We start from the raw sequence: 26,496 nt of genomic DNA, 5'->3' as shown, positions 1-26,496 counted from the left end.
TATGCCTAGTGGAAGTGGGGTGGTTCCTTTTCGCCTCCTCCCCTCCCTCCCCGGAAGGCCCAAGCGGCCAAAAAGGTGGTGAAGGGAACGGCGAGGAGAAGCCCCAAAGAGCCCAAGACCATGGCGGCGATCTCCGCGGCGAAAGGCTCGGTGTTGAGGAGGACGGGCAAGGGGGTGGGGTCTTTGGTGAGGAGAAGGAAAAGGGGCAAGGCGCCGGCGGCGTAGGCCAGAACCAAGGTGTTCACCAGGCTTCCGATGTGATCATAACCCACCTCCATCCCCCTCCGGTAAAGCTCCCAAAGGCCAAGCCCGGGGTTGGCCCGGCTTAGGGCCTGGACCACCGCAGCCTGGGTTATGGCTACGTCGGTGAGGGCCCCCAAGGCCCCCACGGCCACCCCCGCCAGGTAGAGGGCAAGGAGGTCCACCCCGCCCCACTGCCTGAGGAGGAGGGCCTCCTCCGAGGCGAGCCCGGTGAAACCCATCCCCCCCACGAAAAGCCGGGCCAAAAGGAGGACCGCCCCCACGGAAAAGAAGGTCCCCGCCAGGGCCGCCGTGGTCTTGGGGTTCACCCCGTGGACCAGGTAAAGGGTGAGGAGGAGCACCCCGAGGCTTCCCAGAAGGGCGTAGAGAAGGGGATCCCCCCCCGCCGCCACCCGGGGCACCACGAAGTAGACCACCACCAGAAGGCTCAAGAAGGTGCCGAGAAGCCCCCGCACCCCCTTGCCCCGCCCGAGGAGGACCGCCAAAAGGGCGAAGAGGAAAAGAAGCCCCCCAAGCCAGGGCAGCCGGTCGGGCTCGGTGACGTAGGCCCTTTCCCCCTCCAGGTAGACCACCACCCGGTCCCCCACCCGGTACCCGCCCCCGTCCGTGGGCAGGAGGGCCTCGAGGAGACGGCCTTCCACCTGGACCTCCGCCTTGCCCTCCTCGAGGGCCAGGATCCTGCCGAAGGCGTACCGCCCCTCCTGGGCCAGGGCGGGCAGAAAAAGGAGGATCCCCAAAACCAGAAAGCGCATGGGTCCACTCTACCGGGCCCAGATGAAAAAAGGTTCTCATGGGGGTATCCTTAGGGCATGGAGCGGTCCACCAAGCAACGGCGGGCCATCCGGGAGGCCTTTTTGGAGGCCGGCCGCCCCCTCTCCCCCCAGGAGGTGCTAAGCCTCGCCCGCAGGAAGGTCCCCTCCCTGGGCCTGGCCACCGTGTACCGCACCCTAAAGGGCTTGGTGGAGGAAGGCTTCCTGACCGCCGTGGCCCTCCCCGGGGAGCCTCCCCGGTACGAGCCCGCAGGCCAGGGCCACCACCACCACTTCCTCTGCCGCCGGTGCGGCCGGGTGTACGAGCTCTCCGGCTGCGGCCTAAAGGCCGACCTCCCCCCCGGTTTCCAGGCCGAGGGCCACGAGGTCACGGTCTACGGCCGCTGCCCGGAGTGCGCCTAAGCACCCCACCGCGGCAAAAGCCGCCGTGGGGGCCCCTTAGCCCCGGAAGGGGTGGGCCTCCTTGGGCCCCGTCCAGCACACCTCCTCCAAGGCCCCGTCAAAGCGGAGGATGGCGGCAAGCCGCCTTTTGGAGTAGACCCGATAGGGCTCCTTGGGGATGAAGGCGGTGACGATGTCCACGTGCCGGGGCTTGGCGTACTCCAAAACCACGTGCAGGGGAAGCTTTAGCCGCGGGGGGAAGACCATGTAGCCCAGGACCAGCATCCTTTGGTCCTCGGGGTAGACGCAAAGCTCCCGGCCCCACTCCAGGGCCCTGAGAACGTCCAGCTCGGTGAACCCTTCCTGGAGCATGTGCTTGGCCACGTGGGGGCCCAGGCGGTAGCGGCCCTCCCGTATGTAGGGGAGGAGGTCCTGAAGGCGGCGGAGCTTTCCCATGGGAACCTCCTTGCCCCAGTCTAGGGGGAAGGGAAAAAGGAAAGTGTGCCCCCTAGCGGTAGGGCCCCAAGGCCCCGGGGTCGCGCACCGCCAGGAAGGCCCCGTAGACCCGGGCTGCCCCCGCCCGGAGGAGGGCCTCCTTGGCCCGCAGGAAGGTGGCCCCGCTGGTCAGGACGTCGTCCACCAAAAGCCATGCCCCTTCCACCCGAAGCCTGGGAGCGAAAAGCCCGGAAGGAAGCCGCCCCCTCGCCCGCCCCCGGGTGGGCTGGCTTGGGGCGTAGCGCACCCGCCTTAGGACCCGCCGGTAGGGGAGGCCGAGGAGGCGGGCCACCTCTTGGGCCAGGGCCTCGGGGGGGTTGTACCCCCTAAGGAGAAGCCGGGGAAGCAGGGTGGGTACCGCCGTCACCCCCTTTAGGTCCCACCCCTGGGCCCGGACGGCCTCCGCCAGGGGAAAAGCGAGGAGGGGAGCGAGGCCCAAGCGCCGCCCGTACTTCAGGGCCCGCACCAGCCCCCCCACCTGGCCGTAGGGGCCCAGGTAGACCACCTCCCCCCAGGCCTTGGCCCGAAGGCCCATCCGGCAGGCGGCGCAGAGGAGGGGCCGGTCCAGCCTCCCCCCGCACCCCGGGCAGGCATGGCCTAGAAGCGCCTCAAGCCAGGCCCAAAGCATCCCGAAGCGCCTCGTCAAAGGGCGGGTAAAGCACCCCCTTTTCCGTGATGATCCCCGTGAGGAAGCGGTGGGGGGTCAGGTCAAAGGCCGGGTGGTAGGCGGGAAAGCCCTCTGGGGCTAGACGTAGGCCCCGGATCGTCAGGACCTCCTCCGGGGGCCTTTCCTCAATGGGGATCCCCTCCCCGCTCCTAAGCCTAGGGTCCACGGAGGAAAGGGGAAGGGCGGCGTAGAAGGGGATCCCGTGGTGGTGGGCCAGGACCGCCAGGGCGTAGGTGCCGATCTTGTTGGCAAAGTCCCCGTTTAGGGCCATGCGGTCCACCCCCACGATGACCGCGTCCACCTTGCCCTGGGCCATGAGGAAGCCCGCCATGTTGTCGGCGATGAGGGTGGCGGGGACCCCGGCCTTCTTCAGCTCGTAGGCGGTGAGGCGGGCCCCTTGCAGGTAGGGCCGCGTCTCGTCCACCCAGACGTGGCTTATTCGGCCCTGGCGGTGGGCCTCCACGATGGCCCCAAGGGCGGTGCCGTACCCCCCGGTGGCTAGGGGGCCGGTGTTGCAGTGGGTGAGGACCTGGCCCCTCAAGACCCTGGCCCCGTGGAGGGCGATGGCCTTTTCCGTCTCCTCCACCTCCCGCCATAGGGCCCTGGCCTCCCTAAGGCTTCCCTCCCGGTCCCCCCAGTGGGGGCGCATGCGGTCCAGGGCGTAAAAGAGGTTTACCGCCGTGGGGCGGCTTTGCCGGAGGAGTCGGTCCGCCTCCTTAGGGTCTTCCCCCCCAAGGTGGGCCAAGACCATGCCGAAGGCCGCCGAAACCCCGATGGCGGGCGCCCCCCGCACCACCATGGCCCGGATGGCCTCGGCCATCTCCCGGGCGGTGCGCACCGGGACCCAGACCTCCTCCAGGGGAAGCCGCCTCTGGTCCAAAAGCCAGAAGACCCCCTCCCCCTCGTCAAAGCGGAAAGGCAAAACCCGTTCCACGCCCTAAGCCTATAGGAGGCGGAGGATCTTGTCGTCGTTGGGGCGCACCTGGCCCCGGCCGTCCCGGTTGGAGGTGGTGACGTAAAGGGCCCCGTCCGGCCCCACCTGGACTTCCCGAAGGCGCCCGTAGCCGGAAAGGGCCGTCTCCACCCGCGAAACCCGCCAATTCCCCTTCCCCCCCGCCAGGACAAGGCGCAAAAGGCGCTCCCCCCTAAGGCCCGCCAGGTAAAGGGCCCCCCGCCAGAAAGCCAAATTTCCCGGGGGAAAGCCCTCGGGCCAGAAGTAAAGGGGGTCTTGGTAGCGGGGGTCGTTCCCCCGGCCCACCACCCGGGGCCAGCCGTAGTTGCCGCCGGGGACGATGAGGTTCACCTCGTCGTGGCCGAAGCCCTGCTCCCCGCTCGGCCCGTGCTCGCTGGCGAAAAGCTCCCCCGTCTCTGGATGCCAGGCGAGGCCCTGGGGGTTCCGGTGGCCCAGGCTGTAGACCTCGGGCCGCGCCCCCCTTCGCCCCAGGAAGGGGTTTCCCGGGGCGGGCTCCCCTTCCGGGGTGATCCTCAGGATCTTCCCGCCCAAGGAGGCGAGGTCCTGGGCGAGCTCCCGCTCGTAGACCTCCCCCGTGGTCACGTAGAGCATCCCGTCGGGCCCAAAGGCGATCCTGCCCCCCGAGTGGAGGCCGTGGGGCCGGGCGGGGATCCCGTCCAGGACCACCCGGTCCCAAACGCCCCTTTCCCCTTGGTGCCTCAGGCGCACCACCTGGTTCCTCAAGCCCCCCTCCTCCACGGTGCGGTAGGCGTAGACGAAGGGCTCCTGGGGAAAACGGGGGTGGAGGGCAAGCCCCAAAAGCCCAGACTCCCCCCGGTGGTAAACGGGAAGCTCAGCGTAGGTGGTAAGCCGCCCGCCCCTAAGAAGCTGGATCCTCCCCACCCGCTCGGAGACGAGGATCCCCCCGTCCGGCAAAAAGGCCAAAGCCCAGGGGACCTGAAGCCCCCCCACCACCTCCTCCACCCGCCCTTGCCCTCGAGCCAGGGCCAAAGCGGAAAGGGCCGCGAGGAAACGCCGTCTCGTCATCCTTCCCCCCTTTAGGGGAGAGGCTACCCCAAAGGCCCTTAGGCCTTTGGGTCCAGGATCACCTTCACCGCCTGGCCCGAGGCCAATAGCTGGAAGGCCTCCTGGTAGCGGCTTAGGGGGAGGCGGTGGGTGATGAGGGAGGTGAGGTCCACCCGGCCCGCGTAGACCAAGGCGGTGCCCTGCATCCAGGTCTGCCAAAGCCGCCTTCCGGCGATGCCGTAGGCGGTGATCCCCCGCATGACGAGCTCCCCCGCCAGGTCAAAGCGGATGGGGTCCGAGGGGATGCCTAAGATCCTGGCCTCTCCCCCGGGGATCAGGGCCATGAGGCCCTGGTGGATGGCGCTTTCGTTCCCGGAAAACTCCAAAAGCACCTCCACCCCACTTCCCGTGACCTTCCGAACCACCTCGAGGAGGTCCTCCTCCAAGGGGTTCACCAGGCGGTCGGCGTAGGGCTTGGCGAAGGCCAGGCGGTAGGGGTTGGGGTCGGAGACCACGATGGGCCCCGCCCCGCTCGCCCGGGCCACCATGGCCGCCATGAGGCCAATGGGCCCCGCCCCCGTGATGAGGACGCTTTTCCCCGAGACCCCGCTTCCCGCGTAGACCGTGTGCACGGCGTTGCCAAAAGGCTCCAGGATGGCCGCCACCTCAAAGGGGAGGTCCTTGGGGTTCACCCAGGCGTTTTCCGCCGGCACCACCACGTACTGGGCAAACCCCCCGTCCCGGTCCACCCCTAGGATCTCCGTCTGCAGGCAGACGTGGTAGTTCCCGGTGCGGCAGGCGGGGCAGGCGTGGCAGACCACGTGGCTTTCCAGGCTCACGTGGTCCCCCACCTGGGGGCGCTTCACCCCGGGGCCCACGGCCTCCACCACCCCGCTGAACTCGTGGCCCGTGACGAGGGGCGGGCGGATCCTTCCCCTCGCCCAGGCGTCCCACTTCCAGATGTGGAGGTCGGTGCCGCAGATGCTGGCCGCCTCCACCCGCACCAGGATCTCCCCCGGGCCCGGTTCGGGCCCGGGGCGCTCCACCAGGGTTAGGCCCGCTTCCGGGGCCAGCTTGGCCAAGGCGCGCATACCGGCTGCCATGCTACCACCGGTAGAGGGCGCCCACGCTAAAGCGCAGGGCCTCCCCGGTCTCCAGCTCCAAGGAAAGCCCCAGCTGAGGGGTAAGCTGGTAGCCCACGCCCAGCGCCAGGCTCTGGTACACGTTCTCCCCGACGGGGAACCGGGAGACTAGGCTTAGGGTAAGTCCGTCTCGCTGGTATTGGGCGTGGACCGACTGGCTTCCCCGGAGGTCCACCTCGTAGCCTAGGAAGACGTTGGGGTTCAGGTACTTCCCCACGGAAAACCGCGTGTCCTCCAGCGCCCCCCCCTGGAACACCGGGGTAGAGATCTGGATCTGGTCTAGCCCCAGGGCCTGGGCCAGTTCCTTCTCCAGCTGGCCCAGGATGAAGTTTGCCAAAGCGGCGTTCAGGGCCGTCTGGGGAAGGGTTTCCCCCACCTGGGAAAGATCGGGGCTTCCCAGGGCCAAAAGGGCGTAGATCTCGGGCTCCGTGAGCTCGGGATCGGAGGTGAACCTGGGGTTGAGCTCCACCTTCACCCGCCCATCCTCGCGAACAAAACGCCCTTCCGCCTCCAGATAGAGGGTGTGGCCCCGCGCCTCACCGGAGGCCTTCAGATGGAACTCCGGCAAGATTCCCCGGTCGGGGCTAAAGCGGAGGTAGCTTCCCTGCGGATCCACGGAAAAGAGCACGTCCCAAAGCCGCAGGCTCCCCCAAAGCGGCCTGGCCTCCCCCGAAAGGAAGGGGTCGGCGTAGGTGCCCCCTAGGTAAACCTCGCCGCGGAACTCCCCTTGGGCCAGGCTTTCCTGGATCAACACCCCCCGTTCGGCGTAAAGGCGAACCCCCTCAAAGACCAAGGGTATAGGCTCCTGCTCGGCCCCCTGGACCCGTTTTTCCCCCTGACGGGAAGCGAGGGCCAGGCGGGCTTGGAGGATCTTGGCGCTGGCGGTAAGGTGGTAGGTTCCTCCCTCCTGGTAGAGGAAGAAGTTTTCCACCTGCAACAAGCCTTCCTGGAGGTAAAGCCCGGGGTAGGAAAGGTTCACCCGCCCGTACCCCGCAAGGCGCAAGGGGAAGAGGGTCCCCTGGACCTCCAGCCCCCCTAGGCGGACCTCCGTGAGGCCCGCGGGGTAGCGGAAGGCCACCTCCGCCGGGGTGGTCTCCTGGAGGCCGGGGAGGGAGACCTCCCCCTTGGCGGTGAGGCGGAAGTCCTGGAGGGTGCCCTCGAGGCCAAGCCTCGCCCGCCCGGGGAAGGGGGCGGTGAGGGTCAGTTCCCCTTCCGCCCTAGCCCCCCCGTTGAGGGCCAGAAGCCCCTGGGGGAGGTACCCCGCCACGGGGCCAAGCCGGAAGCGGAAGTCCCGGAAGCCCACCTGGAACCCTTGGGAGGTAAGGCGCAAGTCCAGGGTCCCCGAGCCCTCGGGCCGGTAGGGCTTGAGGGCGGGCACCACCTGGAGCACGGGGGTGAAGACCGTGTCCTTTAGGGAGAGGTAGAGGTCGCTCCCCTCGGGGCTCCAGTACCCCCCGCCCTCCCAAAGCCCTTTGCCGGAAAGGCGGAGGTAGTCCACGCTCAACCGCCCCCCCGCAAAGCGGAAGGCGGCCCGCCCCTTAAGCTCGTCCCCGCCCCCGCGGAAGACCAGGTTTTCCCCCACCAAGACCCCCTCCCCTTGCCGCCAGTCGGCGAGGGGCAGGCGAAGCCGCACCGCCCCCGTCCAGTAGGCCTCCCCTTCCAAGGGTCCGGCCACGGCGGCGAGGAGGAGGTGAAGGGGGAAGCCCCTGGGGGTGGCCCGAAGTTCCAGAAGCCTCGAGGCCAGGCGCACGCTAAAGGAACTCTCCCCAAGGCGCCCCTCCCCCTGGAGGCTTCCGGGCCCCACCCTCCCGGTGAAGGCGAAGGGAAGGACGTCCTCCCCAACCCCTATGCGCCCCTCGAGGCTCCCCTGGGCCCGCATCCCTTCCAGGAGAAGCCGCCCCGAGACCCGGCCCTTCAGGTATGGGGCATAGCGCCCCGCGAAGTCCTCCAAGGCCGCCTCCTCCAAGAGGAGCTCGGCCTTAAGGGGCAGGAGGCTTCCCTTCACCTGGACCCGGCCCACCCCGCCCGCCAAGACCCCCTCCACCCGGTAGCCCTCCCCCCCGATGCGCCCTTGGAAGCGGGCCTCCAAGGGAGGGAGGGGCAGGTCCAGGGCCAGCGACCCTCCCGAGGGGTAGGTGAGCTCCCCTTGCAGGTAGGGCCCTTGGGCCAAGAGGCGGGCGGAAAGGAGCCTCCCCTCCAGGCTTAAGGCCTGCGCCCCCGCCCGGTAGTCCAGGCGGTAGGCCCCGTCCAGGCCCACCCACCCCGCAAGCTCCCCCGCCCCCGCCACCCACCAGGGCGAGGCGGGATGACCCCCCCAGAGGGCCACCCGCTCCCCCTCCCCCCCAAGCCTCAGGGCCACATCCCCAAGGCCCAGGGCCAAGGCCCCGGAAACCCTTCCTTCCGCGTAGCGGAGCGCCCCTTCCCCTTCCGGGCTCGTGAGCTCCAGGGCAAGGGTTTTCAGGTCCAGGCGGGCCCTTAGGGGCAGGCCAAGCCCCGGCACCTCGTAGGCGAAGGCGAGCCCCTCCCCTTCCCCCAGGGCCTCCACCCCTCCGGGCAGACGGGCCTCCCCCTCCGCCCGGCGCTCCACCAGGTCCAGGCTAAGCCCCCCCAGAAGGAGGTGGGGCCAGGCCAAGGCCACCGCCTGCCCCAAGACCTCTCCCTTCAGGTGGGGCAGGGCCTTTTCGCCGGAAAGGGCAAGCCGCCCTTCCCGGAAGGCCACCTCCCCCCGCCAAACCCCGTCCCAGGCCACCTGGCCCGAAAGGTCCCCGGAGAAATCCAGGCTTAGGCGCCCTTCCCCGTAGCGGCCCTCTAGGTGGGCCTTGCGGCCTAAGGCCTCCAGGTCCAAGGCCAAGGCCACCTCCCGCCAGGGGCCCGCCACCTGCCCCTTTAGGCGCAAGGGCCCGTAGGCGAAGCCCTCCAGGTCCAGCCTCACCCCTTCCGGCCCCACCTCCCCCCTAAGCCCCTCCCCTTCCAAGGCCACCCGGAAGCCGGGAAGCCCCTTAAGGCCTAAGGCCACCTCCCCGTACCGGTACACCCCTTTAAGCCAGGCCCCGGGGTAGACGCCTTCCGCCTCCAAAACCCCGAGGCCCTGGGGCAAGGCCCCCTGGTAGCGGTAGGCCAGGCGGAAGGGGGAAAGGTCCAGCCTCCCGGAAAGGGGAAGCCCCTCGCCCGCCAGGTCCAACCCGAGCCCCCGCCCGAGGAGGCGCACCCCCCCGTAAGGGGTGGCAAGCCGCCCCTCCCCGCTCAGAACCCCCAGGTACCCCGCCTCGGCCCGGTAGCGGTAGCGCCCCTCCAGGCCCACCTCCCCGTAGGCCAGGGCCCCGGCCAGGGAGGCCTCGAGGCCCGAGCACCCCCCAAAGGGCTTGGGCAGGCAAAACCCCCCCTCCACCTCCCCCGTAAGCCCCCCTTCTCCCTTTAGGCGGAAGGTCCCTGCCCCCAGGTCCACCTCCCCCCGCAGGGCCCCTAGGGAAAGGGCGTAGGCCACCGCAAGCCGCCCCGAAAGCCCCTCCCCATAGCGGGCCTCCCCGGAAAGCCTGGGCCCCAAAAAGCGAAGGACAAGCCCCTCCGCCCCGTACGCCCCCGCCAAGGCCTCCCCGTAGACCTCCCCCGAGAAGGATGCCCGCAAGGGGAGAAGCCAAAGCTTTCCCGCCACAGCCCCTTCCGGCCGCTCCAGGCGGAAGGCCACGGGGCCCTGCCAGGGGCCTTCCGCCTCCGCCTTGGCCCGGGCGGGCAGGCCAAAGGGGGTGAGGTCCTTGTCCAGGGCCAGGGAAAGCCTCTCCCCTTCCAACCGCAAGCGGAAGCCCGGGGCTTCCCCCCATAGGCGAAGCCCCGCCAGGGAGAAGCCTTCCTGGGCGAAGCGGAAGGGAACCCTCTCCCCTTCCCCCACCAAGGCCCCCTCCCCCAGGACCTCCAGGGTCCTTTGGGCCAGGTCCCATTGGAAGCGGGCCTCCGCCTCAAGGCTTGCCGCCCCGAGGCGCCAACCGTAGCGGGCGCTTCCCAGGAGGCGAAGCCCCTCCAGGGTGGCCTCTCCCTCCACCTCCCCGGGAAGCTCCTCCCCCCTCAAGGAAAGGCGCAAAGGACCCTCCCCAAGGGCCTCGAGGCGAAGCCCCCGCCCTTCCGCCCGAAGCCACCCCCTATACCCCTTTTCCCCATAGGCGAGGTCGGCCCGCACCCCAAACCCCGCCACCTCCCCTTCCCCCTCGAGGGCCAAGGAAAGCCCCTTATCGTAGGTCGCCTCCAGGGAAAGGGGAGCCTCCCAGACCAGGCGGGCCCGGCCGCCTTCCCCTTCCAGCCGGAGGGCCCCCTCCTGCCGGAGGTAGAGGAGGCTTTGGAAGCGCCCCTCTCCCCAATAGCGGGCCCCTTCCCAGCGCAAGTCCAAGGCCCCTTCCCCGTAGGCCGAGGCGTGGCGGAGCCGCCCCTCCCCCTTGAGGGCGGGAAGGTCCAGGGTGGCCTCAAGGGCGGTCTCCCCCACCCCCCCGTAGCGCACCCCCAGGGCCAGGACCTCCCAAGGGCCTTGGAGGGCGGCCTCGAGGCCCCGGTAGCGGAAGGTGGCCTCCACTTCCCTAAAGGAGAGCCTGCCCCCGCCCTGGAGGTCCCCAAGGCCCTCCACCCTCTCTTTGGGAATGTCCCAAAGAAGCCCCAGGCCCCGCCGGGGAAGGAAGAGGCGAAGGCGCTTTTCCCCATAGGCCAGGCTCAAGGGCTCCCCCGAAAGGGCAACCTCCCCCAGGACCTCCCCCCCGCCCTCCAGGTCCACCTGCCCCTGGACCCGCCCGGAAAGGTCCACGCCCAAGGCCTCCGCCAAGGGGGCCACCTCCTCCAGGGCCAGGCGCACCCCCTCCCCCTCCCAAACCACCTCCCCCCCGGCGTAGCGGAGGGCGAGGAAGGGCTTGTCCCGATAGCCTCCCTGGAAGGAAAAGGGAAGCCCGGCGAAAACCCCTTCCCCCTCCGCCGCCACCTGGAGGCCTTCCCCCTGGAACCGCCCCGAAACCTCCCCCTCCCTTCCCAGGACCTGGACGGGCACGGAAAAGCTTCCCCGGTAGGAGGCCCCTTCCCCCTCCAGGCGCACCGGGCCCTCCAACCGGTAGCGCACCCCCTTTTCTCCCCAGATCCGCCCCTGGAAGGGAAGGAGCCCCAGGTAGGGAAGGCGCGCCTCGCCCCTCACCGCCAAGGCCAAGGCCTCCCAGGAACCCTCCCCTCGCGCCTCCCCCTGGACCTCCACCCCGCCCGCCCGGTAGCGCCCCTTCAGGTCCAGGGCGTAGCCCTCCGGGGAAAGGGCGCCCTCCCCCTCCAGGTAGGGCCCCAAAAAGCGCACCCGGGCCGAGAGGAGGCCCTCTCCCCTAAGCTCCGCCTCCCCGTAGGGGCTCACCAGGCGAAGCCTACCCCCTCTATCCCCCCAGGTGCCCGTGGCCTTCAAGGGGAGGCCCAAGGGGGAAAGGTCCCAGTCTTCCGCCTGGAGGAGGAGGCTAAGCTCCTCCCCGTAGCCCCCTAAGATCCTTAGCCCAGGCCCCACCCCCCGAAGCCGGAAGGCCTTCCCCTGCCCGAAGACGCCCAGGGTGAGGCCAAGCCGGTCAAGCCCCACCTCCCCCCGGTAGGCCAGGGCCGGGAGGTCCGCCGCCCCCCCAAGGCGCAAGGGCCCCAGGCCCGGCAGGCTTCCCTCCCCCTCCAAGGCCAAGGCCCGCCAAGGCCCCTTCCCCTCCACCGCCCCGTAAGGGGTGGCGAGGCGCACCCTTCCCCCCTCCAGGTCCCCTTCCGCCTGGAGGTGCCCCTCTAGCCCCCGGTAGCGGAAGGGAAGGGAAAGCCGAAAGGGAAACCGCCCCCCTAGGCCCACCTCCCCCACGCCCGCCATGCGCAAGGCCTCCCGGTCCAGGGTGAAGGCCAAAGGGGGAAGGGCTAGCCCCTCGGGCAAAGGGGGTAGAAGCCTTCCCGAAAGGCGTAGCTCCGGATAGACCTCCCCCCCGCCTTCCACGTACCCCTCGAGGGCGAGGCCAAGCCGCTTCCCCTCCCCTAAAAGCCTCGCCTCCACCCCGTAAGGGGTCTTGAGCTCGGCGAAGCCGGAAAAGCCCTCCCCATAGGCCAGGTCGGCCCTCAAGGCGAAGCCCCCAAGGCGCGCCTCCCCCTTGAGGCTTACGCCCTCCCGGTAGACCAGGGAAAGCCCCTGGGCCCTTAGCCGAAGCCCCGAGGGATCGTAGGCCCCAGCGAAGGACAGGTCCCCCAAGGGGGTGGCAAGCCTCCCCCGGATCTCCGCCCCCAGGCCCTCAAGCCGGGCCTCCGCCTCCAGGTAGCGGCCCAGGAGGCGGAGGCTCCCGGAAAGCCCCCCTTCCCCGTAGCGGGCCTCCCCGGAAAGCCGGAGGGCGTCCAGGGCCTGGATGGGAAGGTCCCTTAGGCGCAAGGCCAAAACCCCGCCCTGGTAGCTCCCCTCCCCGTAGGGGCTTTGGAAGCGGAAGCCCTTTTCCCCCTGGAGGACCCTCACGGGAAAGGCGGCGTAGGGGGAGGCGTAGCGGAGTTCGGCGGAAAGCCTTCCCCCAAGCCACCTTCCCTCCCCCTCGAGGCGCCCCACCGCCAAGGGGGTGGGGGCGAGGGTGAGGGCCAGGGCCTCCCAGGTGCCGGAAAGCCCCAAAGGCCCAAGCCGCCCCTGGACCCGGCTCCCTTCCCCCCGCACCTCCCCGGAGAGGTCCAAGGGCTTGAAGAGGGGAAGGGCCACCTTAGGGCTTTCCACCCGGAGTTCCCAGCGGCTTCCCTTCCCCGAGAAGGCCACCTTGGCAAGCCCCTCCAAGGGCTTGGGCCAGGCGGCCTGCCCCTCGCCCCTATACGCTTCCCCTTCCCCAACAAGCGAGAGGCCGCTTCCCCGGGAGTCCCGGTAGCGCACCCCATAGCGCCCTCCCAGGAGGTCCAAAGCCAGGGTGTAGGTGCGGTCAAAAAGGCGCCCCTCGGCCTCGGCCTCGAGGCCGAAGACCCGGTCAAAGGAAAGGGTCCCCCGGTGGCGGAAAGGCTCCCCAAGAAGCCTTCCCTCCCCGGCGAAGGCCCCCTGGACCTTCACCTCGTCCCAGCCCTCGCCCTTAAGGCTTAGCCGCCCCTCCCCCTCCACGGGAAGGCTTAGCCCGTAGTGGCGGGCCAGGGCGGGAAGCTTGGGGCGGCCCTCCAGGGTGAAGCGGTAGCGCTCCTTCCCCAGGTCCACCTCGGCCCGGGCCCAAAGGGGCCCCTCGAGGCCCACCCCCGTGAGGGCCGCCTCCACCCGGTCCTTCTGGAAGCGGATGGGCCCCCGCACCTCCCTTAGGGTGAAGCCCACGAGCTCCACCACTCCCCCCTCCACGAGGTTTTCCCCGAAGACCCCCTCGGGGCCCACCCGCCACGTCCCCGAAAGCCTCCCCCCCTTAAGCCCCTCGTAGAAGAAGGAAAGCCCCCGGACCTCCCCCCGGTAGCCCACCTCCCAGGCGGAGAGGTCTGGGGAAAGGGCCCTGGCCTCCCCCTGGAAACTCCCCCCGGGGAGCCGGGCCAGGAAGCGGTAGGGGTTTTCCCCTTGAAGCGCAAGGCGCAAGGAGGGGAGGAAAAGCCGCTTCCCCCGGGGCAGGACCACCTCCGTGTCCTTTAGGACCAGGCTCCGGAAGACAAACCTTAGGGCGGGCGGGGGGCCCGGCCTTTGTGGGAGGAGGGCCTCCCAGGTGGGGCTCAGCCGGGCCCCCTCGAGGCGGAGGCTTAAGGGAAGCTCCCGCCGCAAAAGGCCCAGGAGATCGTAGCGGAGCACGGCCCTTTGGGCCTCAAGGGCAAGGCCCGGGCCCCTCAGGACCACCCCCTCCAGGGAGAGGCCGAAAAGGAGATTCCCCCGCACCGCCCCCACCCGCCCCTGGAAGCCCGCAAGGGCAAAGCCCCGTTCCACCACCCCCTGAAGGAGGGGTGGCCAGGAAAGGAGAAGAAGGAGGAAGAGGAAGACCCCCAAGGGCCAGAGGCGCCGCATCCTTCCCAAGGATAGGCGAGGGAGATGAAAAAGAGGGGGTGAGGCGGGTTAAAATGCCCTCATGCCGCGCCTTTTGGCCTTGGTCAAGGGAAAGGTGCAAGGGGTGGGCTACCGGGCCTTCGCCCAGAGGAAGGCCTTGGAGCTAGGCCTTTCCGGCTACGCGGAAAACCTCCCCGACGGCCGGGTGGAGGTGGTGGCGGAAGGCCCCAAGGAGGACCTAGAGGTCTTCCTCCAGCACCTAAGGCAGGGCCCCCGCCTGGCCCGGGTGGAGGAGGTGGAGGTCCACTGGGCCGAGGAGGCGGGGCTTAAGGGGTTTCACGTGTACTGAGCCCAGGCCTGGGGCTCCACCCCCGCCTTAAGGAGGGCCTCGGCCAGGGCCTTCCTGAGCTCGGCAAGCCCCGTGCTCTTGAGGGCCGAGACGGGCACCCCGCCAAGCCTTTCCCCCAGGTAGAGGAGGTCGTAGGGGGCGGCCCGGTCCGCCTTGGAAAGGGCCAGGACCCTGGGGGCCTCCACCCCGAGCTCCCCCAGAAGGGCCTCCACCACCCGGTAGCGCTCCAAAGCCCCCTCCTCGGAAGCGTCCAGGACGTGGACCAGAAGGTCCGCCTCCCGCACCTCCTCGAGGGTGGCCCGGAAGGCGGTGAGGAGCTCCTCGGGCATGCGCCGGATGAAGCCCACGGTGTCGGTGAAGAGCACCTCCCCCACCCCCGGCAGAAAACCTCTTCGGGTGAGGGGGCGCAGGGTGGCGAAGAGCTTGTCCTCCCCCGGCTCCCCGCCCCGGGCCAGGGCCTGGAGGAGGGTGGTCTTGCCGGCGTTGGTGTAGCCCACCACGGCGATGAGGGGCACCCCCCGGCGGCGCCGTTGCCTGCGGGTCTCCTCCCGCCGCTGGGCGTAGGCCTCCAGCTTGCGGGTGAGGTGGGCGATCCGCTCCTGGAGCCGGCGCCGGTCCACCTCCAGCTTGGTCTCCCCGGGGCCCCGGGTACCGATCCCGCCCCCAAGCCGGCTAAGCTCCTTCCCCTTCCCCACCAGGCGGGGGAGGAGGTACCTGAGCTGGGCCAGCTCCACCTGGGCCTGGGCCTCCGGGGTCTTGGCGTGGAGGGCAAAGATGTCCAGGATGAGCTGGGTGCGGTCCAGGACCTTTAGCCCCGTGGCCTTTTCTATCTCCCGGGCCTGGGTGGGGGATAGCTCCAGGCCGAAGATCAGGGTGGAGGCGTTTTCGTGGTAGGCGAGGCTTTTGAGCTCCTCCAGCTTGCCGAGGCCCACCAGGTACCGAGGGTCCAGGTGAGGGCGGTAAACGAGAACCTGCTTCACCGGCACCCCCCCGGCGGTGCGGGTGAGCTCGGCGAGCTCCCTTAGGCCCGCCTCCGCCTCGGGGCCCTCCCCGGTGTCCACCCCCACCACGATGGCCCTTTCCCCGCTCCCGTCCTGGAGTTCCCGCACCCGGGCCTGGCGGGCGAGCTCCTCCTCCAAGGCCTCCACCTCGGCCCTTAGGTCCAGGTCCAGGTACTGGAAGTAGGGCCTTGGGGGAAGGATCCGCCAGTCCTCCTCCAGGGCCTTGGGCGGGGAGAGGAAGGCCAGGTGCAAGGTGGTGGGCCTTCCCCCTTCTACCTCCAGGGCGGCCAGGCTATCCAGCCGGTTTAGGAAGAGGACGGAGAGGTCCGGCCGGGAAAGCCCCCCGGGGGAAAGATGGGTGTGGAGGAGGCGGTAGCCCGAAAGCCGCCACTCCCCCCTCATCCCCTCGGGGATGGGCAGGTCCTTGGCGTCCCCCACCCCCACCCGCACCACCCGGCCCTCCCGGTCCAGAAGGAGGCTTATGGGCCTTCCCACCTCCTGGGAAAGCCCCGCCAGGACCAGGGCCAGCTCGGGGGTGAGGACTCGCTCGGGGGGCAAGCGCCTGCGGTAGAGGTTGGAAAGCCTTTTAAGCTCGCTCTTCTTGAGCCCTTGGGTCCTCCCGTAGATCTTCTCCAATGCCCCTTCAGTATAGCAAAAGGGCGAGGCCAAGGCGTAAAGTAACCCCGTGCGCTGGGCTCTTCTCCTCTTTCTTCTTCTCCCGGCCCTGGCCCAGGACTACGCCTTTTTGGTGGTCCTAGGGGCGGCCCAGTACGGGGGAAGGCCCTCCCCCGCCCTGGAGCGCCGCCTGAAGGCGGCCCTCGCCCTTTACCAAAAGGGCCTCGCCCCCAGGATCGCCGTGGCCGGGGGGAAGGCCAAAGGGGACCTCTGGAGCGAAGGGGAGGTGGGCTGCCGCTACCTCCGAGACCACGGGGTACCGGAAGAGGCCCTCCTTTGCGAGACCCAAAGCCAAAGCACCTACGAGAACCTCCTCTTCCTCAAGCCCTACCTCAAGGGAAGGGTCCTCCTCATCACCGACGCCCCCCACCTGAAGCGGGCCCTCTTTCTGGCGCGGCTTCTTGGCCTGAAGGCCGACGGCTACCCCGTGGAGGGCCACTATTCCCTGGCCTACTGGATGCGGGAAACCCTCTACCGCCTCTGGCTCTACCTGGGGCTTAAGCCCTTCAAGGAGCCTTCTCCAAACGGCGCAGGGCCTCCAGGTACCCCTCCACCAGGGCCTTGGCCTGGCTCAGAAAAAAGGCCTTCTCCTGCTTCGCCCGCTCCATCTCCCCCTTGAGGCGCTTAAGCTCCTCCATGGCCTGGCGAAGGATCTCCTCCTTGGTGGCCTCCGCCTCCTTGCGGATGAGCTCCGCCTCCCTTTCGGCCTGGGCCTTGAGCTCCCGGGCGATCTTCTCGGCGGCCACCACTGCCCGCTTGAGCTCCCCCTCGGTCTCCTTGAGGCGCGCCGCCTCCTCCTCCAGGGCCTGGATCCGCTGCCTTAGGGCCTCGTTCTCCCGGAGAAGCCCCTCCATGACCTCGGCCACCCGGGCCAGGTACTCCCGCACCGCCCGCCTCTGGTAGCCCCGGAACTCCACGGGAAACTCCTGGTAGCGAACGTCCAAGGGCGTCAGGTCCATGTGTCCCTAGTCTACAAAAAGGGCCCGGCCCACGCGCACCAAGGTGGCCCCTTCCTCCACGGCCCACTCGTAGTCGTCGGACATGCCCATGGAGCGCTCGGGAAGGCCGTAGCGGTCGGCGAGCTCAGAAAGCCTGCGGAAGATGGGGCGCACCACCCCCTCGGGGCCGATGGGGGGCACGGTCATGAGGCCCAGGACCTCGAGGTGGGGCATCTCCCTTAGGCGGGCCATGAGCTCGGGAAGCTCCTCCTCCAAGACCCCGTGCTTCTGGGGCTCCCGGCCCAGGTTCACCTCCACCAAAACCTGAAGCCGCACCCCCGCCTTCTCCCCCACCCCCTCCAGGGCCTCCGCCAGGCGCAGGGAGTCTAAGGAGTGGATGAGGGCGAAGCGGGGAGCGTGCTTGGCCTTGTTGCGCTGCAGGTGGCCGATGAGGTGCCACTCGGCTTTTAGGAGGTCCATCTTCTTCAAGGCCTCCTGGACCCGGCTTTCCCCCAAGGGGAAGGCCCCGTAAGCCAGGACCTTTTCCTGGATCTCCTCCACCGAGCGCCCCTTGGTCACCGCCACCAGGCGCACCTCCTTGGGGTCCCGCCCCGCCCGCCGGCAAGCCTGGGCAATTTTGTCCAAGACCTCAGGAAGCCCCATTTAAAGCGCCGCCAGAATCCCCCGCACCAGGCGGCGGAAGACGGGCCCGGTCTCCGCCGCCACCCTAAGGACCTCCTCCTCCGTGGCGTGGTGCTCCCGTTCCGGCACCGCCATGTCGGTGATGGTGGAAAGCCCCAGGACCCTAGCCCCCAGGTGGCGGAGGGCGATCACCTCGGGCACCGTGGACATGCCGATGGCGTCCGCCCCGAGCTCCCGCAGAAGCTTAAGCTCCGCCCGGCTTGCGAAGCTTGGCCCCATGAACCAGGCGTAGACCCCTTCAAAGAGGTGGAGGTCCTGCCTGCGCGCCACCTTGCGGGCAAGCTCTATGAGTTCCGGGTCGTAGGCCTCAAACATCACGGGGAAGCGGGGGCCAAGCCGCTCGTCGTTTTTGCCCCGAAGGGGGTTCGCCCCGGCGAAGTTGATGTAGTCCAGGTGGAGCATGATCCCCCCCGCCCGAAACCTGGGGTTAAGCCCCCCGGCGGCGGAGGTGAGGATAAAGGTCTTGGCCCCGAGGAAAAACCCCACCCGCACGGGGAAGACCACCTCCTCAGCGGAGTAGCCCTCGTAGTAGTGGACCCGACCCTTGTAGACCAGGACGGGCTTGCCCTCGAGGCGCCCTAGGATGAGCCTCCCGGCGTGCCCCGGGGCGGTGGAGACGGGAAAGTGGGGGATCTCCCCGTAGGGGATCTCGGCCACCTTCTCCACCTCCTCGGCCAAGGGCCCAAGCCCCGAGCCCAGGACCACGGCCACCTCGGGGGCGAAATCCGTCTTGGAGCGGATGTAGGCCACGGCCTCCTGGATCTTGTGGTAGAGCTCCATACCCGGCATTTTACTCTCACGCAGGCTTAACGGCCTTTGGGTAAGCTTCCGTCCATGAAGCGCCTCTTTGCCCTGGGCCTTTTCGCCCTTCTGGCCCTCGCAGCCCCCCTACGGGAAATTGTGGTGGAAGGGGCGGACCCCGTCCTCCAAGCCCTGGCCCAGGCCGCCCTGCCCTTCGGGGTGGGGGACGAGCCGGGGGATCTGGAGGAGGCCCGCAAGGCCATCCTGGCCACGGGCTATTTCCGAGAGGTCCAGCTTTCCCTGGAAGGGGATGTCCTGAAGATGGTCCTCGTCCCCTACCCCCCCATCGCCGAGGTCAAGGTGGAGGCCAAGGCCTTCCCCGAGGAGCGCCTGCTAAGCTTCCTGGAAGAGAACTTCGCCATCGGAAAGGAAGCCACCTACAACCCCCTTCGCGCCCAGGAGGCGGCCCAGGCCCTCGCCCAGGCCTACCGGCAAAACGGCTTCCCCTTCGCCCCCCAGGTGGAGGTGGAGGCCAAGGAGGTGGGAGGCCAAATGCGCCTCACCTTCCGGGTCCAGGAAAGCCCGGAGGTGAAGGAGGTGCGCCTTTTAGGGGCAAGCCTCCTGCCCGAGGCGGAACTCCTCAAGCTTCTAGAGCCCCTAAAGGGCCCCTTTGACTTCGCCAAGTACCAGGAGGCCCTGAGGGCCATCGCCCGGCGGTACGAGGAGGCGGGCTACCGCTTTAGCGGTCCTAACCCCGAGGCGAGCGCCCTGGAAGGGGGCGTCCTCACGGTGCGGGTGCGGGAACTTAAGGTGGTGCGGGTGGAGGGGGAGGACCTTCCCCTGGAGGACTTCCCCTTGAAGCCTGGAGACTACCTGAACTATAACGCCCTCCTGGAGGGGATACAGGCCCTCTCCAAGCGCCTTTCCCGCATCGTCAACTTCACCCTGGTCCCGGAAGGGGAAGGGGTGGTGGTCCGCCTCGAGGCCGGCCCCGAGGGGGGCACCATTGAGCGGGTGGACCTTTCCGGGAACACCGCCTTCCCCACGGAGACGCTCCTTTCCCTCCTCCGCCTCAAGCCCGGGGAGGTCTACACCCCCGCCCTCGCCCAGGAGGACGCCCAAAGGCTTGCCCGCTACTACCAGGAAAGGGGCTACGAGGTGGCGGATATCCGCTACGGCTTCCAGGACGGGGTCTACCGCCTCGAGGTGGTGGAGCTCAAGGTGGCGGGCTACCGCCTGGCGTGGGAAGGCCCCCACCGCACCCAGGAGGAGGTGGTCCTAAGGGAGCTTCCCAAGCCGGGAAGCCTCTTCAACGTCCAGGCCCTCCGCCGGGGAATCGCCAACCTCCTTTCCACGGGGCTTCTCGCCGAGCCGCCCCGCGTCTCCCTCGCCCCCGGGGAAAACCCCGACGAGGTCTACGTGGTCCTAAGCCTCAAGGAGGCCCGCACCGGGCTTTTCCAACCCGCCATCGGCTGGAGCTCCCTGGAAGGGTGGTCGGGAACCCTGAGCTTCAAGGAGATCAACCTCTTCGGCCTGGCCCACCAGGTAAGCGCCGATCTGGCCTTCATCCAAAACGACGCCCGGGACAACCTCTCCTTCTCCCTGGGCTACGCCATCCCCTGGCTCTACCTGGACCTAGGGGACCTCAAGGAAGTGCGGACCCAGGTCTCCTTTAGCGCCTACACGGTGCCCGTGGGCAACAACATCCTCTACGACGGCACCACGGACACGGGCTGGCAGTACACGGAGCGGCGCACCGGCCTCACCCTCTCCGTAGCCCGGCCCTTCTCCCGGGAACTCCCCAACCTCCGGGTCTCCTTCGGCCTTTCGGCGCAAAGGTTGCGGTACGCCCTCGAGGTCTACGATTCGGGCGCCCCTTGTGACCCCGCCATCACCGACACCACGAACCCCCGCTACTGCGACGGGACCGGGTACAAGAACCCCTCTCTAGCCCAAAGCCTCCTCCCCACCCCCGCCTGGAACCTCCGCCTGGACACCGGCCTAGGCTACCTCCAGGTGGACAACCCCCGCTTCCGCACCGAGGGCTACGAGCTTAGCCTGAACACCGGCCTCGGCGTCTCCTTCCCCGACACCGGCGGCCGGCAGGCCTATGTCCCCCTGGTGGCCACGGGCAAGGCTTACTTTGGCCTGGATGCAGAAAAGCGCCAGGCCCTGGCCCTCCGCCTCTCCACGGGCACCCTTTTGGGGGCCCCGCCCACAAGCGAGCGCTTCTACCTCTCGGGGAGCGGGGCCGAGGCCTTCCTCCTAAGGGGCTACGACGACCGCAAGTACGGCGGGCTTTTCTTCGCCACGGGAAGCGCCGAGTACCGCTACAACTTCAACCTCTCCCCCCAGGGGGGGACCAACCTCTACGGCATCCTCTTCACCGACCTGGGCCTCGCCGACAACACGGGAGGGCTCAAGTGGGGGGCGGGGGTGGGCCTGCAGCTGGACCTGGACGTCTTCGGCGTCCTCCTCCCCTCCTTGCGCCTGGACTACGCCTTCAGCCCGGAGAAGCCCACGGGCATCCTCCACTTCCGCATCGGGCCCATGTTCTAAACACCCCACCGTGGCTTTCGCCACGGTGGGGGCCCCAAAGAGGGCCTGGCCTAGGGCGGACGCTCCGTGGGGAAAGCTTAAAGGATGCGCGCCCCTTGCCCTAAAGCCCCTCGTGCCCGAGACTGTTCCTGAAGGCCATGAAAGCCTACCTCGGCCTCTACACGGCAAGGCTGGAAACCCCGGCCCGAAGCCTAAAGGAGAAGCGGGCCCTCATCAAGCCGGCCCTGGAAAGGCTCAAGGCCCGCTTCCCCGTCTCCGCCGCAAGGCTTTACGGCCTGGACGCCTGGGGGTTTGAGGTGGTGGGCTTCAGCGTCCTGGGCAACGACCCCGCCTGGGTGGAGGCGACCCTGAGAGAGGCCGCCCGCTTCCTGGCGCAAAACGGGGCCTTCCGGGTGGCCCTGGAGGAGTTCCGCCTCGAGGCCTTTGACCTGGACGGCCTGGTCTGAGGCTAGACGAGCTCCACCGCGAAGGCCACCGAGCCCCCGGTGCCGTGGCAGATGGCGGCGAGGCCCCTTTCCTCCCCCTTCACCCTTAGGGCGTTGAGAAGCGTGACTAGAATCCTCGCCCCGCTCGCCCCGATGGGGTGGCCCAAGGCCACCGCCCCGCCCAAGACGTTGAGCTTCTCGTAGGGCACCCCCAGGAGGCGGCTAAAGAGGACGTTGTTCAGGGCGAAGGCCTCGTTGTTCTCAAAGAGGCCAAAATCGGAAACCCGCAGCCCCAGCCGGTCCAGAAGCCTCTTGGCGGCGGGGATGGGGGCCTCGGGGAAGCGCCAGGGCTCCCCGGCGGCCCAGGCCCCTCCTAGCACCTTGGCGATGGGCTTCAGGCCGTGGGCCTTCACCGCCTCCTCGGAGGCGAAGAGGAGGGCCGCCGCCCCGTCGGAGATCTGGCTGCTGTTCCCCGCGGTGAGGAGGCCGTCCTTGCGGAAGGCGGGCTTCAAGGCCGCTAAGGACTCCAGGGTGGCCTCGGGGCGGATCCCCTCGTCCTTGTCCACCACCACCGGGCCCTTTTTCCCTGGGACCTCGAGGGGAGCGATCTCCCAGGCGAAAAGGCCCTTCTCCGTGGCCTCCGCCGCCCTTTTGTGGGAGAGGTAGGCGGCCTCGTCCACAGCCTCCCGCGTCACCCCGTGGTCCCGGGCAAGCCTTTCCGCCTGCTCCCCCATGGCCTCCCCGGTGAAGGGGTCGGAAAGCCCGTCCCTAAGGAGAATGTCCTGGAGGTTTTCCGGGGCGCCCATGAGGAACTTGTACCCCCACCGCGCCCGGTGGGAGAGGTAGAACCCCGCCTGGCTCATGGACTCCATCCCCCCCGCCAGGACCAGGTGGGCCTCCCCGGTGCGCAGGAACTGGACGGCGTTCAGAGCGGCCATCATCCCCGAGGCGCAGACCATGTCCACCTGGTAGCCGTCCACCTCCTTGGGGATGCCCGCCTTGAGGGCCGCCTGCCGGGGCAGAAGCTGCCCGTGCCCGGCCCTTAGCACGTTGCCGAAGACGTAGAGGTCCAAAGCCTTCCCCTCCACCCCGGCCCGCTCCAGGGCGGCCCGCATGGCGTGGGCCCCCAGGTCCACGGGGCTTAGGTCCTTGAGCGCCCCCCCGAACCTGCCGATGGGGGTACGCGCCGCCGAGACGATGTAAACCTCACCCATGGGGCCAGTATACTACCTGGGGAATACCTCACCTTATAATTTAGGCAAGATGCAAGGAAGGGGGTTTTCCCTACTGGAACTCCTGGGGGTTCTGGCCGTTTTAGGGGTCCTTTTGGCCTTGGGCCTGCCCCGCCTATCCCCAGATCGTCTGGCCCTGGAGCAGGCCGCTCAGACCCTGGCCGCCCAGGTGACCCGGGCCCGGCTGGAAGCCATCCGGCAGAACGCCTTTGCCGGGCTCCACCTCTTCACCGAAGGGGCAGGGGGCTACGCCCTCTTCCTGGACCGCAACGAAAACCGGCGCTACGACCCGGGAGAGGAAATCCAGCGCGTCGCCTTCGGCCAAGGGGACTGGGCCCGGGTGCGCCTTGACCCGGAGAAGAGCGCCCTGGGCAACCTTCCCCTCCTCTTTGACCCCAGGGGCCTCCCCGCCAAGCCCATCACCGCCACCCTGGTCCTGCGGGCGGGAAACGCCACCCGCAAGGTGGTGGTTGGCCAGCAGGGCCGGGCCCGGGTAGAGTGACCCCCCATTTGGGGGATGCGCGCCCCAAGACCCGGGGCTAACTTGAGAGCTAGGCATGCAGAAGCCCCTGGGCCTCACCCTTCTAGAACTCCTCGTTCTCCTGGCCATCTTGGGCCTCTTGCTGGCCTTGGGTGTGGGCCAACTCCGCTCCGATCGCACCGCCGTGAACCAAGCGGCCCAGACCTTGGCCGCCCAGGTGACCCGGGCCCGGCTGGAAGCCATCCGGCAAAACGAGTTCGCGGGCCTGGCTTTCAGCAACGCCGGAAGCGGGAGTTACCGGGTCTTCTTAGACACCAACCACAACGGCCAGTACGACCCCGGCGAGCCCACCTTGCAAGCCGTCCTCTTCGGCCAAGGGGACTGGGCCCAGGTGCGCCTACAAAGCCCGGCAGAGGCCTTCTTCGTCTTTGATTCCCGGGGAATTCCCATCAGCTCCCAGGCCCTTACCATCACCCTGGCCAACCGGGCAGGCACCTATACCCGGACCGTCCAGATCTCCTCGCAAGGGAGGGCAAACATCCCATGAACGAAAAAGGCCTCACCCTAGTGGAAACCCTCATCGCCTTGGCGGTGGTGGGCATCGCCTTCGGCGCCCTGCTTATGAGCCAGGTGAGCAACCTCAGGGCCTCGGCGCAAAGCCGCTTCGCCACCGAGGCCAAGGCGGCCGCGGTCCAAGTGTTGGAACAAAAGTCCGCCGATGTGCTCAAAAGCGAGACGACGACCAACCCCCTCTACGCAGACGATCCCACCACGGGGCGAAGCTTTTACTTCGTGGATTACTTTTACAGCTGCCCCACCCGGGTTAACCCCCCCTCGGCCCTACGGGGGGGCTCTTCCAGCAACCTGCGCAACGTCCCCTGCCAGGGGAGCGAGACCCTGGGAAACGTGGAGGTGGTCTGGCGCATCTATGGGGAAAACGGCATCCTGGGCGAAGGGGTGGTGACCCTGGTGGTCACCGCCCAGCACCAGCGGGGCCCTAGGGTCACCATGGGCCGCCGCGTCACCTGCTACGATGTCTACCCTTCCCCTACCCAGGACAAGCCCGCCCCTTGCCCCCCTCCGGGAGGTGGCCGCGAATGACGCGCCGGGGCTTTACCCTCTTAGAGATCCTGGTGGCCATGGCCATCCTCATCACCGTCTTGGCCGTGACCACCCGTTACTTCATAAGCACGGCGGAGCTTGGCCGGGAAAGCCAGGCCAAAAGCGAGCTTCAGGACCGGGTCCGGATGGTGATGCAGGTGGTCGCCGGGGACCTCCAGATGGCAGGGGCCCGCTACTGGAACCGGGGAAGCCAAAACCGGGCCTTCGCCCTCCCGCTGGGCCAGGTCCTCCAAGGCACGGACGGCGGGGCCAAGGATACCCTCAGCCTCTACTACGTGACGAGCCTCCGTAGCCTTGAAGAGGCCTGCCGCCGGGTGGACTACGACTTCCAAGGGGACACCCTCCGCCGCAGCGACGTCAACGCCACCCCCACCTCCGGCAGCGATTGCACCCTCCCCACCCCCTCCTTCCAGCCCCTGGCGGACGGCCTTTTAGCCCTGGACATCGTTTACCGGTGCAGCGACGGCACGGAGCGGAACGACCCCGGTTGCGGAACGGGAGCCTATCCCCGCTCCGCCATCGTGGAGGTGGTGGCCTACTCCCTAAAGCCGGTGCGGGGAGCGGGGCCCGCCTCCCTAACCACGGTCTCCGGCCAAACCGTGACCTGCCCCCCCGGGCGGGCCTGCTACGCCCTTCGGCAAGAGGTGCTTTTGCCCAACCTCAAGCCCCTACCCGAGTAAGGAGGCAAGCATGCGGTCGCAAGGTATCGCTCTGGTAGCCACCCTGGCCCTGATGGCCCTCATCGCCCTTCTGGTCTTTGGCACTTTTTTCCGCACCCAGATTGAACTCTGGGTAACCCGCAACGACACCACCTCCGTCCAGGCCTTCTACGCCGCCGAGGCCGGCCTGCAGAAGTACAAGGCAGTCCTCTTCCAGCAGTACGTGTGGCGAGAGCAGCAAGGGCAGACGGGGGGTGGGGCGGGGTGCTTCACCTCCTTGGTAACCGGGCTGGACCTGGACCGGGACGGGACGCCCACCCCCTTCGTCAACAACCAGCTCACCCTGGTCACCAACGAGCCCGTGGTGGACGCCGAGGGCCGTCCCATCGGGAGCTACACGGTGACCCTCTTCCGGGACCAAGACGACGGCCAGCTCTTCACCCTGGTCTCCCGGGGCACCTCGGGCGGGGCCCGGGCCACCGTCCAGGCCACCTTCCGCATCAGCAACTCGGACTACTTGGAGCAGGCTATCTTCGCCGGCGCGGGCCAGGCGAACAAGTGGCTGAACGGCGGGGCCACCATCCGGGGCGGGATCTACGTGGTGGGAAGCCCTAACGACCCGGACCAGTACGTCATAGAGGCCAACGGCAACTTCGCCCTTTACAACTGGTATGACCTCACCACCTACGCCGAGGTTACCAACCGAGTGGAGCCCAGTTACCAGCGGGCCCAGGACCTCTGCGCAAGCCTTAGGGTGCAGTACGGCAAAATTTCCGTGGGCGGCAGCACACAAATCGGCGAACCCAACAACAAGGTCAAGGGGGTCTTCGTGGGACGGGGTGGCCAGGACATTACCGGGAACAACGTGGACGTTTGCCAGAACAACAAAGGGGTCTGCACCGAGGCCATGGGGGCCTTTGACCTGGCCAACCCCCCTTCCTTCCCCGAGCTGGACCAAAAGCTGGACTCGGAGGCCTGCCAAGGCTATAGCACCTGGCGGGCCTGCCTGCAAGCCAAGGCTGCCCTGCGCATCCAGCGGGTTGGGAACGTGGTGAGCCTCGTCTCACCCCCAGGGCTTAGCCTTCCCTCCTGCTTGAGCGCCCTCACTTCCGGCACCTTAACCCTGGGCACCAAGACCATAGACTGCACCTTTACCCGCCCGGACGGGAGCCAAGGCGGGTTCAGGTACACCTACTCCGGGGGGCAAGGCCTCTTGGAGGTCTACGGGGACGTGGTGCTGGAGGGGCTAGACCTGGTCTTGAATAAGCCCACGGAGTACAAGGCCTCCGGCCCCGGCGGGCGGAAAAGCGCCACCCTGGCCGTCCTGGCCTATGGGGGCACGGGGGGGAACATAGACCTAAACGGGAACCTCCTCCCCCAGACCGCCCACGGCCTCTTCCCCGAGCATGTCCTGGGCCTCGTGGCGGAAAAGAACGTCTACCAGCAGGGGCAGTACGTGATGGCTCCCATCTACGCGGGGGGCATGTTCCGCGTGGTCAAGAAAAACGTCCTTTTCGGCTCGGTCATAAGCAACACGTTCTGCACCACCAGCGCCGGCAACGAGACGAAGTGCGACGCCGCCGGGCAGGCGGCGGAGGTGGTGTACATCCGCATCCCCCAGGCCAACCGGCCCGTCCTCTTACCGAGCCTGAAAGGCGGGAAGCCGGTCTTCCAGGTCCTCTCCTACGAGCGCCGCTAGCCTTTACGCCCTTTTCACACCCCCGGGCCACCCTAAGGATGACCCCCCCAAAAGGGGGGGTTGACAGAAGACCCAAGGGCCCCCAAGAATGGGCCCCGAAAGGAGGTGAGAGGGGAATAAGAAGAGCGCTATAAGGCTTCGGTTAGGCAGGTAGGGCTTTTCGGCAACAGGCACTCATGGCCGCGCGATACCATGAAGGCGCGGAAATCTTAGGAGGAAAGAATCCCCCCTTCGGTTATTCGCTCCGACACTATTCACGCCGCCACCCTAGCTACCCAGGCGATGGGTA

At 68.4% G+C, this 26,496-nt stretch carries 22 protein-coding genes; 10 read left to right on the top strand and 12 right to left on the bottom strand.

The annotated features are described in order from the left end of the window. Positions 1-5: 5 nt before the first annotated feature. Positions 6-1,013: a YibE/F family protein gene (locus IEX93_RS00110; protein WP_188845170.1), complete on the bottom strand. Its 1,008-nt coding sequence runs from the start codon at positions 1,011-1,013 to the stop codon at positions 6-8. Positions 1,014-1,070: 57 nt separating this feature from the next. Between IEX93_RS00110 and IEX93_RS00105 the strand changes: the two genes are divergently transcribed. Then, positions 1,071-1,433 carry a zinc uptake transcriptional regulator gene (locus tag IEX93_RS00105; RefSeq protein ID WP_188845168.1) on the top strand — a complete coding sequence of 121 codons (363 nt, stop codon included), beginning with the start codon at positions 1,071-1,073 and terminating at the stop codon, positions 1,431-1,433. A gap of 36 nt (positions 1,434-1,469) precedes the next feature. Here the strand turns inward: IEX93_RS00105 and IEX93_RS00100 are convergent, their stop codons facing one another. The 6 genes from IEX93_RS00100 to IEX93_RS00075 are packed head-to-tail and all read right to left on the bottom strand — an operon-like array spanning position 1,470 to position 13,645. Continuing rightward, entirely contained in the window at positions 1,470-1,868 is a 399-nt protein-coding gene (locus IEX93_RS00100) for a DUF4258 domain-containing protein (protein ID WP_188845166.1), read from the bottom strand. A gap of 52 nt (positions 1,869-1,920) precedes the next feature. Further along, a complete protein-coding gene (locus tag IEX93_RS00095; RefSeq protein WP_188845425.1) occupies positions 1,921-2,535 on the bottom strand; it encodes a ComF family protein in 615 nt (204 codons plus the stop codon). Next, a complete protein-coding gene (mtnA, locus tag IEX93_RS00090; RefSeq protein WP_188845164.1) occupies positions 2,516-3,508 on the bottom strand; it encodes an S-methyl-5-thioribose-1-phosphate isomerase in 993 nt (330 codons plus the stop codon). The genes IEX93_RS00095 and mtnA overlap by 20 nt, the downstream gene beginning before the upstream one ends. A gap of 9 nt (positions 3,509-3,517) precedes the next feature. Beyond that, positions 3,518-4,573, bottom strand: coding sequence for a PQQ-dependent sugar dehydrogenase (locus tag IEX93_RS00085; RefSeq protein ID WP_188845162.1), 1,056 nt, complete (start codon positions 4,571-4,573; stop codon positions 3,518-3,520). Positions 4,574-4,611: 38 nt separating this feature from the next. Continuing rightward, positions 4,612-5,643: an L-threonine 3-dehydrogenase gene (gene tdh / locus IEX93_RS00080; protein WP_188845160.1), complete on the bottom strand. Its 1,032-nt coding sequence runs from the start codon at positions 5,641-5,643 to the stop codon at positions 4,612-4,614. A 13-nt stretch (positions 5,644-5,656) separates the two neighbouring features. Next, positions 5,657-13,645: a translocation/assembly module TamB domain-containing protein gene (locus tag IEX93_RS00075; RefSeq protein WP_188845158.1), complete on the bottom strand. Its 7,989-nt coding sequence runs from the start codon at positions 13,643-13,645 to the stop codon at positions 5,657-5,659. Between the two features lie 61 nt (positions 13,646-13,706). Between IEX93_RS00075 and IEX93_RS00070 the strand changes: the two genes are divergently transcribed. Then, positions 13,707-13,973, top strand: a complete 267-nt coding sequence (locus tag IEX93_RS00070; protein WP_188845149.1) for an acylphosphatase — start codon at positions 13,707-13,709, stop codon at positions 13,971-13,973. Here the strand turns inward: IEX93_RS00070 and hflX are convergent. Further along, on the bottom strand, positions 13,961-15,610 hold the full coding sequence (gene hflX / locus IEX93_RS00065) for a GTPase HflX (RefSeq protein ID WP_188845147.1): 1,650 nt from the start codon (positions 15,608-15,610) through the stop codon (positions 13,961-13,963). The genes IEX93_RS00070 and hflX overlap by 13 nt on opposite strands. A 49-nt stretch (positions 15,611-15,659) precedes the next feature. Here hflX and IEX93_RS00060 point away from each other — a divergent pair, with 49 nt between their 5' ends. Then, positions 15,660-16,268 carry a YdcF family protein gene (locus IEX93_RS00060; RefSeq protein ID WP_188845145.1) on the top strand — a complete coding sequence of 203 codons (609 nt, stop codon included), beginning with the start codon at positions 15,660-15,662 and terminating at the stop codon, positions 16,266-16,268. Here the strand turns inward: IEX93_RS00060 and IEX93_RS00055 are convergent. The 3 genes from IEX93_RS00055 to IEX93_RS00045 are packed head-to-tail and all read right to left on the bottom strand — an operon-like array spanning position 16,156 to position 18,078. After that, positions 16,156-16,608, bottom strand: coding sequence for a DivIVA domain-containing protein (locus IEX93_RS00055; RefSeq protein ID WP_188845143.1), 453 nt, complete (start codon positions 16,606-16,608; stop codon positions 16,156-16,158). The two genes, IEX93_RS00060 and IEX93_RS00055, sit on opposite strands and share 113 nt — an antisense overlap. Positions 16,609-16,614: 6 nt before the next feature. Next, positions 16,615-17,250: a YggS family pyridoxal phosphate-dependent enzyme gene (locus tag IEX93_RS00050; RefSeq protein ID WP_188845141.1), complete on the bottom strand. Its 636-nt coding sequence runs from the start codon at positions 17,248-17,250 to the stop codon at positions 16,615-16,617. Continuing rightward, positions 17,251-18,078, bottom strand: coding sequence for a purine-nucleoside phosphorylase (locus IEX93_RS00045; RefSeq protein WP_188845140.1), 828 nt, complete (start codon positions 18,076-18,078; stop codon positions 17,251-17,253). A gap of 45 nt (positions 18,079-18,123) precedes the next feature. On the opposite strand from IEX93_RS00045, the gene IEX93_RS00040 reads away from it, so the two are divergent. Together IEX93_RS00040 and IEX93_RS00035 are read left to right on the top strand one after the other, a co-directional pair. Next, complete coding sequence (locus tag IEX93_RS00040; RefSeq protein WP_188845139.1) at positions 18,124-20,589, top strand: BamA/OMP85 family outer membrane protein; 2,466 nt, start codon at positions 18,124-18,126, stop codon at positions 20,587-20,589. A 137-nt stretch (positions 20,590-20,726) separates the two neighbouring features. Beyond that, complete coding sequence (locus IEX93_RS00035; protein ID WP_188845135.1) at positions 20,727-21,035, top strand: DUF503 domain-containing protein; 309 nt, start codon at positions 20,727-20,729, stop codon at positions 21,033-21,035. Positions 21,036-21,037: 2 nt separating this feature from the next. On the opposite strand, the gene IEX93_RS00030 is transcribed toward IEX93_RS00035, so the two are convergent. Then, positions 21,038-22,228, bottom strand: coding sequence for a thiolase family protein (locus IEX93_RS00030; protein WP_188845132.1), 1,191 nt, complete (start codon positions 22,226-22,228; stop codon positions 21,038-21,040). Positions 22,229-22,277: 49 nt separating this feature from the next. Here IEX93_RS00030 and IEX93_RS00025 point away from each other — a divergent pair, with 49 nt between their 5' ends. Genes IEX93_RS00025 through IEX93_RS00005 form a run of 5 tightly spaced genes read left to right on the top strand, consistent with a single transcriptional unit; the run spans position 22,278 to position 26,207 of the window. Beyond that, complete coding sequence (locus IEX93_RS00025; protein WP_188845130.1) at positions 22,278-22,748, top strand: GspH/FimT family protein; 471 nt, start codon at positions 22,278-22,280, stop codon at positions 22,746-22,748. A gap of 55 nt (positions 22,749-22,803) precedes the next feature. Further along, entirely contained in the window at positions 22,804-23,274 is a 471-nt protein-coding gene (locus IEX93_RS00020; RefSeq protein WP_188845128.1) for a GspH/FimT family protein, read from the top strand. After that, positions 23,271-23,828, top strand: a complete 558-nt coding sequence (locus IEX93_RS00015; RefSeq protein ID WP_188845126.1) for a type IV pilus modification PilV family protein — start codon at positions 23,271-23,273, stop codon at positions 23,826-23,828. The genes IEX93_RS00020 and IEX93_RS00015 overlap by 4 nt, the downstream gene beginning before the upstream one ends. After that, complete coding sequence (locus tag IEX93_RS11680; RefSeq protein ID WP_188845124.1) at positions 23,825-24,529, top strand: PilW family protein; 705 nt, start codon at positions 23,825-23,827, stop codon at positions 24,527-24,529. Before IEX93_RS00015 ends, IEX93_RS11680 begins: the two co-directional genes overlap by 4 nt. A gap of 10 nt (positions 24,530-24,539) precedes the next feature. Further along, positions 24,540-26,207: a competence protein ComZ gene (locus tag IEX93_RS00005; RefSeq protein ID WP_188845121.1), complete on the top strand. Its 1,668-nt coding sequence runs from the start codon at positions 24,540-24,542 to the stop codon at positions 26,205-26,207. The last annotated feature ends 289 nt before the right edge of the window (positions 26,208-26,496 follow it).

It is taken from the genome of Thermus composti (assembly GCF_014647535.1).
GTDB classification, from domain to species: domain Bacteria; phylum Deinococcota; class Deinococci; order Deinococcales; family Thermaceae; genus Thermus; species Thermus composti.
The sequence above is the reverse complement of the archived record's forward strand: the minus strand, read 5'-3'. Positions and strand labels throughout refer to the sequence as shown.

Bases quoted from the DNA above. Each gene is read 5' to 3' on its own strand.
- IEX93_RS00070 (WP_188845149.1), top strand. From the start codon at position 13,707: ATGCCGCGCCTTTTGGCCTTGGTCAAGGGAAAGGTGCAAGGGGTGGGC.
- IEX93_RS00110 (WP_188845170.1), bottom strand. From the start codon at position 1,013: ATGCGCTTTCTGGTTTTGGGGATCCTCCTTTTTCTGCCCGCCCTGGCC.
- IEX93_RS00005 (WP_188845121.1), top strand. From the start codon at position 24,540: ATGCGGTCGCAAGGTATCGCTCTGGTAGCCACCCTGGCCCTGATGGCC.
- IEX93_RS00035 (WP_188845135.1), top strand. From the start codon at position 20,727: ATGAAAGCCTACCTCGGCCTCTACACGGCAAGGCTGGAAACCCCGGCC.
- IEX93_RS00030 (WP_188845132.1), bottom strand. From the start codon at position 22,228: ATGGGTGAGGTTTACATCGTCTCGGCGGCGCGTACCCCCATCGGCAGG.
- IEX93_RS11680 (WP_188845124.1), top strand. From the start codon at position 23,825: ATGACGCGCCGGGGCTTTACCCTCTTAGAGATCCTGGTGGCCATGGCC.
- IEX93_RS00015 (WP_188845126.1), top strand. From the start codon at position 23,271: ATGAACGAAAAAGGCCTCACCCTAGTGGAAACCCTCATCGCCTTGGCG.
- IEX93_RS00105 (WP_188845168.1), top strand. From the start codon at position 1,071: ATGGAGCGGTCCACCAAGCAACGGCGGGCCATCCGGGAGGCCTTTTTG.
- tdh (WP_188845160.1), bottom strand. From the start codon at position 5,643: ATGCGCGCCTTGGCCAAGCTGGCCCCGGAAGCGGGCCTAACCCTGGTG.
- IEX93_RS00020 (WP_188845128.1), top strand. From the start codon at position 22,804: ATGCAGAAGCCCCTGGGCCTCACCCTTCTAGAACTCCTCGTTCTCCTG.
- IEX93_RS00100 (WP_188845166.1), bottom strand. From the start codon at position 1,868: ATGGGAAAGCTCCGCCGCCTTCAGGACCTCCTCCCCTACATACGGGAG.
- IEX93_RS00025 (WP_188845130.1), top strand. From the start codon at position 22,278: ATGCAAGGAAGGGGGTTTTCCCTACTGGAACTCCTGGGGGTTCTGGCC.
- IEX93_RS00055 (WP_188845143.1), bottom strand. From the start codon at position 16,608: ATGGACCTGACGCCCTTGGACGTTCGCTACCAGGAGTTTCCCGTGGAG.
- IEX93_RS00075 (WP_188845158.1), bottom strand. From the start codon at position 13,645: ATGCGGCGCCTCTGGCCCTTGGGGGTCTTCCTCTTCCTCCTTCTTCTC.
- IEX93_RS00045 (WP_188845140.1), bottom strand. From the start codon at position 18,078: ATGCCGGGTATGGAGCTCTACCACAAGATCCAGGAGGCCGTGGCCTAC.
- IEX93_RS00095 (WP_188845425.1), bottom strand. From the start codon at position 2,535: ATGCTTTGGGCCTGGCTTGAGGCGCTTCTAGGCCATGCCTGCCCGGGG.
- IEX93_RS00050 (WP_188845141.1), bottom strand. From the start codon at position 17,250: ATGGGGCTTCCTGAGGTCTTGGACAAAATTGCCCAGGCTTGCCGGCGG.
- IEX93_RS00040 (WP_188845139.1), top strand. From the start codon at position 18,124: ATGAAGCGCCTCTTTGCCCTGGGCCTTTTCGCCCTTCTGGCCCTCGCA.
- IEX93_RS00085 (WP_188845162.1), bottom strand. From the start codon at position 4,573: ATGACGAGACGGCGTTTCCTCGCGGCCCTTTCCGCTTTGGCCCTGGCT.